Annotated in this window: 1 protein-coding gene; it reads right to left on the bottom strand. The window is 65.4% G+C overall.

The window, feature by feature from the left end; all coding sequences use genetic code 11:
• Window positions 1-402 (bottom strand): formyltransferase family protein (locus QZH66_RS18645; protein ID WP_305807269.1); only part of this gene is annotated, 402 nt, incomplete at both ends.

The raw sequence follows: 402 nt of genomic DNA, 5'->3' as shown, positions 1-402 counted from the left end.
GCCTGGTAGTAGGGCTTGGCGCCCTTGAAGCTGGGCAGAAAGCTGTGGTGGATGTTGATGGCGCGGCCGGCCAGTTTTGCGCACAGGTCGTTCGACAGCACCTGCATGTAGCGCGCCAGCACCACCAGTTCGGCGCCTTCCTGCTGGATGATGTCGTACTGCCGGGCCTCGGCCTGCGCCTTGGTGGCGGCCGTCACCGGGATGTGGTGGAACGGCACGTTGTAGCTGGCGGCGAGCTGGTAGAAGTCGCGGTGGTTGCTGATGATGGCGCGGATGTCTACCGGCAGCAGGCCCGACTTCCAGCGGAACAGCAGGTCGTTGAGGCAGTGGCCTTCGCGGCTGACCAAAATCACCGTCGGCACGGGCTGGTGGGTGGCGTGCAGGCTCCAGCGCATCTGGTGC

The sequence above is a fragment of the Stenotrophomonas sp. YIM B06876 genome (assembly GCF_030711595.1).
In the GTDB taxonomy this organism is placed as follows: domain Bacteria; phylum Pseudomonadota; class Gammaproteobacteria; order Xanthomonadales; family Xanthomonadaceae; genus Stenotrophomonas.
Note: the sequence above shows the minus strand (reverse complement) of the source record. Positions and strands in the feature narration are given on the sequence as shown.